Raw genomic sequence first — 8,527 nt, 5'->3', positions numbered from 1 at the left:
GCGCAGATTTCGCGCCAGGGTTTTTGTTGGGAAATAAATTTTAGGTTTTGTAGAGATGATAAATAAAGCATCTCTACATCACCTTGACTTAATTGATGATGTCTGAATTATGACTACTTCTTTGATTGCAATTCTTTTACTTAATAATAATCTGGAGTAACTTTCATCCACTGCTATGAAAGTTTCAGTTGCAGAAATGACACGAGTTTCACATTTACCGGAAGTTTTTATGAAAAAATATCGACTTTTTGGAGTTATCAGTGCTGTTTGCATTGTTTTATCAATTCTTTATTCTTTTGTAGGAAATTCCCAAGTTCCTACACCCAGAGTTCTACTTTCCACCAACCCACCTTTAGAACGTATTCTTCCTTTTGAAGCAGAAGCAGAAAAACCACAATCTCCTGTTACTTTAACTTTACAAGCTGTTGATGCTGCGGGTAAATCTTTAGCAAATGCCAAAATTAATTTACAAATTTTGACGCCGCCGCGTAATCCTTGGTTAACAACAGATTTTCCCATTGTCGAGGGAACAAAATTGTTGCAAATGAGTGCCACTGCACCTGATGGTAAGCTAGAAATACAGCAGATGTTACCTATCCGTGGTAATTACCAACTGCTAGTTAAAGTGTCACCTTTGGTAGCAAATACTTTTGCTGCTTATGAACAAACCTTAAGTCTGAATATCCGCGAAAATCCAATCAAATATAAATATTTTGTTGCGATCGCAGCTATCTTACTATCGCTTGGATTGTTAGGTGGTTGGATTATTGGCGGACAAGAAGAACTACAACAAGGAGAAATTGCACCACAGTCAGTCCGCCTTTTATTAAGTGCATTAACAGTAGTCGCTATAATAACCCTATTAGTTATCAACATTAGTGCAGAAGTTGCAGAAGCTCATGGCAGCGAACACCACTCAAGTAGTACTGAAACGATAGCACCATCATCTCAAAAATCTCAGGGATTAGAAATTAACCTTGAGGGAGATAAAAATGCAACTGTCGGAAAACTTGCGAATTTAGCGTTACAGGTGAAAGATGCTGCAACCGGACAGCCCGCAAATGTAGCATTGCAGGTAAAAGCGATCGCCACAGAACATAATTTAACAGTTTTTGACTACAAAGGTATTCCTGACGAACAAGGTAAGTTAACATGGCTTGAACAGTTTTTTGATGGTTCACCCCACAAAATCGAGGTGGAAGCAACTCCTCTACCAGGATCTAGCCGTCAATTTACACCAGTGAAGGTAGCGCAAGAAGTTGAAGTTGAAGCGATCGCACCACCAATTTACATTCGATTGATTGGTTTATTTTACTTTACAGCCTTTGTCGGTATTGGCATGGCGATTGGATTGCTAATACAACATCGACGAAAACTACAACCAAGGACAAATTAGTAATATCAGAGTTTTACTAAAGATTCCTGCTAATACAAAGATGTAGATTAATCAATCAAAATAGTTGTGGTAAAACCACACTATTTTTTTTTAATAGGTTGTATAAACTAGAAAAAAATCCGCTTGGCTTTGTGAAAAATTGTAGGTTGGGTTAAGCAAAGTGCAATACAACAAAGCCCCGGAAAAGTTGGATTTCGTTTCTCAAACGCCACTTGCTTGAAGTCGGTAAACCGCAAGGGCGCAGTGGCTTCCCAACCTACACCATTTAAGGTTTTTGGCGCTAACTGAAACATATTGAACTATAAAAAGGTAGTGCGATCGGGCAAGGGAAGCGATTGTAATAGCTTTAAAGATAAAACTTATGTTCAAGCTTGGGATTTTCGATAAATTAGTATATTTATTAAGTAGAATTTTATTATTTACAAGCTCGTAAAATTAATATTTACCGAGAAATTAAGAAAGTAATGCTGACAAAAATTGCATTTGAAACAATTCTGGAACGTGCTTTGATGGGATACGACTTATCTCCCGAAGAGGGAGTGGTATTGTTACAACAAACTGAGCCAGAAGCGATCGCAGCAATACGTACTACATCCGACACACTCCGCCACACTCAAGCAGGCGATAATGTCACATACATAATTAACCGTAATATCAACTTTACTAACATTTGTGAGCAGCACTGTAGTTTTTGTGCTTTCCGTCGAGATAATAGTGATGCCGATGCATACTGGTTAGATTCGGCGCAAATTTTGGAAAAAGCGACAAATGCAGTACAACGGGGTGCGACAGAAATCTGTATGCAAGGGGGGTTAAATCCACAAGCGCAGATAAATGGTAAATCTTTGCCCTATTATCTCAAAGTCGTAGAAACCATCAAACAGGAATTTCCTCAGATACACCTTCACGCTTTCTCTCCCCAAGAAGTACAATTTATCGCCAGACTTGACGGACTGGAATATCCTGAGGTGATTACTGCTTTGCGCGATGCTGGTGTTGGCTCAATGCCGGGAACAGCAGCTGAAGTATTAGACGATGAAGTAAGGCGGATATTGTGTCCAGAGAAGATTGACACAGCCACTTGGCTAGAAATTGTTAGCACCGCTCACAAATTAGGTTTGCATACCACTAGCACCATGTTATCTGGGCATATTGAAACCCACGAACAGCAAATCGGACATTTAGAAAAATTGCGAGCGCTCCAAAAAACCGCCATTAATCAGGGATATCCAGCAAGGATCACAGAGTTTATTTTATTACCCTTTGTTGGCCAAGAAGCACCCAAATCTTTACGTCGCCGTGTTGGACGCGATCAACCAGTTTTAACCGATGCACTGCTATTAGGGGCTGTAGCGCGGATTTACTTAGGTAATTGGATTCCCAACCATCAGCAGAGTTGGGTAAAACTGGGGCTTGCAGGTGCGACAGAAGCCTTAACTTGGGGTTGCAACGATATCGGCGGCACTTTGATGGAGGAGCATATTACCACAATGGCAGGTGCTTTGGGTGGTACGTGTATGGAAGTGGAAACCTTACAAACTGCGATCGCTTCTTTAGCAAGACCTTACCAACAACGAGATACTCTTTATCATAAAATTAGGAGTTAGGAAAAAAATTCCCCTCAATGTCCTTACTCTGTGTTCTCTGTGCCTCTGTGGTTAAATAAATTGATTTTCAACCACAAAGGCACAGAGCGATCAAATAGAAAAAACAAATTTTACGAGTCAGCTTAAAAAAGCTAATCTTCAACGCTTAACTGATTTGCTTGCGTTGTCTCCATAGAAAAACAGTTAACATCAAGCCCATAAAAGATAATAAGCCAAGACTTGTATTTGGCTCTGGTACTGTATGAGTATTAGAAATTCCTAACCCTGGTAATTTTTTAGTACCTTCCTTCACCGCACCCTGTAATAAATCAGGATTTAACCCCAACGCATAGCCGTAACAGCTACTTGAGTTGTTTTTACCGCCTGTGTTTGGATTGTACCTTTGAGTCCAGAAGCTAAAATCCCGCTAGCAGCAATCAATCCAACATGGGTATCGTCATCAGAAAACCCCCCATGTTCAACCTGTTAACTCCCTAGTACAGACGCGATTAATCGCGTTTCTCCTCACTCCCCACTTCCCACCCCACATTCAATTGATCCCCAAGTTACCAATCCAAGATAGGATGGACGTTGATTTACGTATTCTTTTACTTAATGCATATGAAGCGCTATTGGTCGCGTTTGCTTGCGCTGGTTTTGGTTGTAGCTATCGGCTTAATGGGTTGTTCTGGCAGTCCAGATAGTTTGACTGGGGATTATCGTCAAGACACCTTAGCTGTGGTCAATATTATGAGACAAGCTCTGGATCTTTCACAAGATTCACCAGACAAAGCAGCAATTCAAGCAGAAGCGCGTCAAAAAATTAATGACTTTTCAGCTCGCTACCAGCGAGTTAACTCTGTTTCTGGTCTTGGCTCGTTTACAACCATACGAACAGCCCTCAATTCCTTAGCTGGCCACTACAGTTCTTACCCAAATCGTCCCGTACCCGAAAAACTCAAAAATCGTCTAGAGAAAGAGTTGCAGCAGGTAGAGACGGCGTTGAAACGTGGCGGTTAGCTATTAACTATTGCTTACTCCATCATCAATAGTCAGGAATCAAAAGTTTTGACACCTGACTATTTTGTTTGTCAATTTCATATAATCCTGAGTTTGAAATTTTCAACTAACCTGATTGACACTCTCCTAGCTAAAAGCCAATACGCTTGGGTTAAGGCTTAACTCTTTGTCAAGGTCAATTTGATTACAACATAGATGCAGAGAGGCTTAGAGGTTGTTTCAAAAGTCGGAAGGATGGTAAAAAAGCTCTCTCAGTATAAGCTGTGAATAGATAGTAGACAGCACTGAGAGAGCAACATGAGTAAAACATACCCTAGCAATCTGACCCGCGGATTGTGCTGGTGGTTCTGCGACCGCAAGAAACTCTCATGCTTTGTATTGCTCAAAAAACGCCTTCGTGGTTGAGCATACTTTTGGTTGGCTAATCGGGTGTCGGCGATTGGTCAGAGATTATGAGTTATTGCCCCAAACATCGGAGACGTTTATTTACTTTGCCACGATCCGGATCGTGGTGAGGCGATTAGCATAAAATTTGACTACTCAAAACTTTTCAAACACCCTCTTAGTGCAAGCTACTGCTATCACGCACTGTTTTGCAAAGAAGGACACATTCGCGTAGCGTTTTTAATGCAGCTGACGCATTAGCATTAGAGGTGAAGTTTTAATATCTACTTCATACACTGGGAACCGCTATACAAAAATACGGCAACAGAAATAGACCTTTCGGAGTCTTGAAAAAATAGGTTTTAAAACCCTTAGTGTTTAACTATATAATTCGATACACGTTGTCCACAATTATTTGAGTTGGGATCGATTATTATCGCAAATTAAAGGCTTTAAGACCGAACGTTAACACGTAGCTCAGAGTCAGAGCCACTCCGGCTTTGCTCAGTTACCCCTGCGGGAAGCAAGCTACAGTCGGAGTTTAAATCCCTGTCTGAAACTTTTTTGAATTTGTTCATCTACTGGTGGGTATGTCTAACTGTCCTTTGAACGTTGCAAGATCGATATTATTTTGGCGGCGCTTATTCGCTGTTGTTTTTACTAGTAGTTTGTTGCTCCCAAACTTGGGAAGCGAACCAGCAAGGGCGCAAGTAACTGAGTATTGTCAGTTATCATCAGCGGCGGTCGAACAAAAAGAAAACTTACGTTTGTCAGCCCTCAAAGGCAAACAAGATGCTCAAACGCGCTACCAAAGCATAATACAAGAACAAGCACAGAAATTAAAGGAATGTCGCTCTCGGACTTGGCCGCAAACCCAAGCCATTTGGTTACGCTTGTATCCCTGCGACATTCAGCCAGGAATAATCGATCAGATTATGGATCGGATTGTTAATCGTGGCTATAACCAAGTTTATATAGAAGTATTTTACGATGGGCAGGTACTTTTACCAGCAAAAGCTAACCCGACGGTTTGGCCTGCTGTGATTCGCACTCCAGGGGCAGAAAATATCGATATACTCGCTACGGCAATTAAAAAAGGTCGGCAACGTGGTTTGAAGGTCTATGCCTGGATGTTTACCACAAATTTCGGCTATACTTACGCCCAGCGTCCAGATAGAGAAAGTGCGATCGCTCGTAATGGCAAAGGTCAAACCAGCCTATATGTGGTAGATAATGGCTCTCAATTATTTATCGATCCCTACAACCTGCAAGCAAAACGCGATTATTACCAATTAGTACAACAAGTTTTGCGCCGTCGCCCAGATGGCTTGCTATTGGATTACGTGCGCTATCCTCGCCAAGCTGGAAGTGATTCTATCGCCACCAAAGTTTCAGATTTATGGCTATTTACTCCTGCAACCCAAGAAGCTTTATTTAAACGGGCACAGAATTACAAAGGGCTGGACTTGATTCGCCGCTTTTTGAGTAGGGGATTCGTCAGCGTCGGAGATGTAGCGGAAGTTGATAAACTTTATCCCCAGGAAGGGGAACCCCTCTGGCAAGGACGCACTCTCCCACTAGCGCAAAAGTCAATCCTGTCTGCAACCGATAGACAACCAGTTTTACAATGGGAGTTGTGGCAGCTAGCAGTTGCCCACGCCATGCAAGGAATTCTAGATTTTGTCACCATCGCTAGTTACCCAGCAAAGCAGCAAGGTATTTCTACGGGAGTCGTGTTTTTTCCTGATGGCAACCAAACTGTCGGACAAGGGTATGATTCCCGTTTGCAACCTTGGGATCGGTTTCCCAATACATTAGAGTGGCATCCTATGGCTTATGGGAATTGCGGTAATGTTAGTTGTATCGTGTCGCAAGTGCAACGGGTTTTGAGTATGGCAAAACCGGGTACGCAGATAATCCCGGCTTTAGCTGGTCAGTGGGGAAAATCTGTTAGTAATCGTCCATCCCTAGAAGTGCAAATGCAGGCACTTCGACAATTTGCCCCTCAACTGAAGGGAGTTAGCCACTTTGCCTATTCTTGGCAATATCCTCAGAATGATAGCGATCGCAAATTCTGTCGAGTTAAGTAAACTTTTTGGAGAATTAGTGAAAAGGGATTGAATTTCCCTTTCAACTTTCAACTTATAGAATCACCCACTTTACAAATTCATATCAAATATAGTGAACACATTCATAACTACAGCTTAAGTATAGTGTGCAGCGAGTCGTTGGAATGCCGACGGTGTTGGACTATCTGCGAGGTGCTGGCGTATCATCTCGGCACACGCACCTGGGCTTAATAAAGAGGTATCAACTTCAAGGTCATAGATGCCAGGGATGTGAACTTCACGTTGCCATAACTGAACTGGATGTGGTATGGGGGAGTCGGCTGTACTTCCCACGTTCCACCCCATGTTTTGTCGTCGTTCCATAACAATCTCGATGGGGCAGTGAACGCCTACAAACAAGACTGGTAATCCTTTCAAACGTCGGGCACTATCAGCCAGAATGCCCCGCTTCATTGCGTAGGCGTCATGGTGTCCGACATCAACCACTACATTTAGACCCAAGCAGCTGTGGGCAGCGATAGACTCATACATGGCGCTGTAAAGAATGGGAACAAGGGGTTCGATGTCCTGGCGTTCTCCCCCTGGCCGCAGACCGATCCCAGGCAGGTATCGTGCGGGAGTCATTTGCATAAACCTATCAACACCCAAATTCATCCATAGACCATCAAATGTCTCCTGAATCACTGCGACAATGCTTGACTTCCCCGATCGCGGAACACCATTCAGGATGATAATCTGTCCTAGCTCCTGTGTCTGCCCCATGATTGCTCCTCACATCCTTATATCTGTACTTTATACTAAGAAGCACAAAATGACTCAGGGAAGCTGAGTTGAGAAGAACCAATGCAAAAAATGTAAAAGATGAGAAATCAAGCAGATTTCTGCGCTGATTTATATGAAGTGGAAGTATGCTTTTTAACAAAAGGATAGCGAATTCTACACATTTAAACAAAAAACGCTCTCCTTTTGCGGAGAGCGTTTTTTGATTTAGCGAAACTTCAGAATTAACCGTTGATAGCAGGAGCGGTAAGAGCTACAGGAGCAACATCACCAGCCGCCAAATCTAGAGGGAAGTTGTGAGCGTTACGCTCGTGCATTACTTCCATACCCAGGTTAGCGCGGTTGATTACATCTGCCCAGGTGCTGATGACACGACCTTCAGAATCAATGATTGATTGGTTGAAGTTGAAACCGTTCAAGTTGAACGCCATTGTGCTGACACCCAAGGCGGTGAACCAGATACCGATTACAGGCCATGCTGCTAAGAAGAAGTGCAATGAACGGCTGTTGTTGAAAGAAGCGTATTGGAAGATTAGACGACCGAAGTAGCCGTGGGCTGCAACGATGTTGTAGGTTTCTTCTTCTTGACCGAATTTGTAACCGTAGTTAAGGGACTCGGTTTCGGTGGTTTCACGAACCAAAGAAGAAGTTACTAGTGATCCGTGCATTGCACTGAACAAACTTCCGCCAAATACACCTGCTACACCTAATTGGTGGAAGGGGTGCATCAAGATGTTGTGTTCTGCTTGGAACACAATCATGAAGTTGAATGTTCCGCTTATTCCCAAAGGCATACCATCAGAGAATGAACCTTGTCCGATGGGGTATACCAAGAATACTGCACTTGCTGCTGCTACTGGTGCTGAGTATGCGATCGCAATCCAAGGGCGCATTCCTAAGCGGTAGGATAGTTCCCATTCACGACCCATGTAGCAGAATACGCCAATCAGGAAGTGGAAGATTACCAGTTGGTAAGGACCGCCGTTGTACAACCACTCATCAAGAGATGCTGCTTCCCAAATTGGGTAGAAGTGCAAACCGATGGCGTTGGAGGAAGGTACTACTGCACCAGAGATGATGTTGTTTCCGTAAATCAAGGAACCTGCTACTGGTTCGCGGATACCATCGATGTCTACTGGAGGTGCAGCGATGAAGGCGATTACGAAGCAAGCGGTGGCGGCTAGCAGGGTAGGGATCATTACTACGCCGAACCAACCGATGTAGATCCGGTTATTGGTGCTGGTGATCCATTCGCAGAATCGATCCCATACGTTGGCGCTTGAGCGCTGTTG

8 protein-coding genes and 1 pseudogene are annotated in these 8,527 nt (G+C 43.1%); 5 read left to right on the top strand and 4 right to left on the bottom strand.

The window, feature by feature from the left end; all coding sequences use genetic code 11:
- Window positions 1-229 precede the first annotated feature (229 nt).
- A complete protein-coding gene (locus V7K41_RS07375; RefSeq protein WP_334846854.1) occupies window positions 230-1,396 on the top strand; it encodes a hypothetical protein in 1,167 nt (388 codons plus the stop codon).
- 107 nt (window positions 1,397-1,503) lie between these two features.
- Here the strand turns inward: V7K41_RS07375 and V7K41_RS07370 are convergent, their stop codons facing one another.
- Window positions 1,504-1,689 carry a hypothetical protein gene (locus tag V7K41_RS07370; protein WP_334846852.1) on the bottom strand — a complete coding sequence of 62 codons (186 nt, stop codon included), beginning with the start codon at window positions 1,687-1,689 and terminating at the stop codon, window positions 1,504-1,506.
- 171 nt (window positions 1,690-1,860) lie between these two features.
- Here V7K41_RS07370 and cofH point away from each other — a divergent pair, with 171 nt between their 5' ends.
- Window positions 1,861-3,003, top strand: a complete 1,143-nt coding sequence (cofH, locus tag V7K41_RS07365) for a 7,8-didemethyl-8-hydroxy-5-deazariboflavin synthase subunit CofH (protein WP_334846850.1) — start codon at window positions 1,861-1,863, stop codon at window positions 3,001-3,003.
- 145 nt (window positions 3,004-3,148) lie between these two features.
- Here cofH and V7K41_RS32830 read toward each other — a convergent pair whose 3' ends face one another.
- Window positions 3,149-3,295, bottom strand: coding sequence for a PEP-CTERM sorting domain-containing protein (locus V7K41_RS32830; protein WP_442943148.1), 147 nt, complete (start codon window positions 3,293-3,295; stop codon window positions 3,149-3,151).
- Between the two features lie 302 nt (window positions 3,296-3,597).
- Here V7K41_RS32830 and psb27 point away from each other — a divergent pair, with 302 nt between their 5' ends.
- From psb27 to V7K41_RS07350, 3 genes and pseudogenes are all read left to right on the top strand, one after another.
- Window positions 3,598-4,002, top strand: a complete 405-nt coding sequence (psb27, locus tag V7K41_RS07360; RefSeq protein WP_190240755.1) for a photosystem II protein Psb27 — start codon at window positions 3,598-3,600, stop codon at window positions 4,000-4,002.
- 332 nt (window positions 4,003-4,334) lie between these two features.
- Window positions 4,335-4,531, top strand: a pseudogene (locus V7K41_RS07355) (IS5/IS1182 family transposase); the annotation flags it as partial.
- Between the two features lie 445 nt (window positions 4,532-4,976).
- The gene (locus V7K41_RS07350; RefSeq protein WP_334846848.1) at window positions 4,977-6,476 is read left to right on the top strand and encodes a family 10 glycosylhydrolase; all 1,500 of its coding nucleotides are present in this window, start codon (window positions 4,977-4,979) and stop codon (window positions 6,474-6,476) included.
- Window positions 6,477-6,590: 114 nt separating this feature from the next.
- On the opposite strand, the gene V7K41_RS07345 is transcribed toward V7K41_RS07350, so the two are convergent.
- Entirely contained in the window at window positions 6,591-7,217 is a 627-nt protein-coding gene (locus V7K41_RS07345) for a chloramphenicol phosphotransferase CPT family protein (protein WP_334846847.1), read from the bottom strand.
- Window positions 7,218-7,459: 242 nt separating this feature from the next.
- Window positions 7,460-8,527 (bottom strand): photosystem II q(b) protein (gene psbA, locus V7K41_RS07340; protein ID WP_334846845.1); only part of this gene is annotated, 1,068 nt, incomplete at its 5' end.

Source organism: Nostoc sp. (assembly GCF_036917415.1).
Taxonomy (GTDB): domain Bacteria; phylum Cyanobacteriota; class Cyanobacteriia; order Cyanobacteriales; family Nostocaceae; genus Nostoc.
Note: the sequence above shows the minus strand (reverse complement) of the source record. Positions and strands in the feature narration are given on the sequence as shown.

What these genes read in the sequence shown, in the direction of transcription:
- cofH (WP_334846850.1), top strand. Translation starts at nt 1,861, where the DNA reads ATGCTGACAAAAATTGCATTTGAAACAATTCTGGAACGTGCTTTGATG.
- V7K41_RS07345 (WP_334846847.1), bottom strand. Translation starts at nt 7,217, where the DNA reads ATGGGGCAGACACAGGAGCTAGGACAGATTATCATCCTGAATGGTGTT.
- psb27 (WP_190240755.1), top strand. Translation starts at nt 3,598, where the DNA reads ATGCATATGAAGCGCTATTGGTCGCGTTTGCTTGCGCTGGTTTTGGTT.
- V7K41_RS07370 (WP_334846852.1), bottom strand. Translation starts at nt 1,689, where the DNA reads ATGTTTCAGTTAGCGCCAAAAACCTTAAATGGTGTAGGTTGGGAAGCC.
- V7K41_RS07350 (WP_334846848.1), top strand. Translation starts at nt 4,977, where the DNA reads ATGTCTAACTGTCCTTTGAACGTTGCAAGATCGATATTATTTTGGCGG.
- V7K41_RS07375 (WP_334846854.1), top strand. Translation starts at nt 230, where the DNA reads ATGAAAAAATATCGACTTTTTGGAGTTATCAGTGCTGTTTGCATTGTT.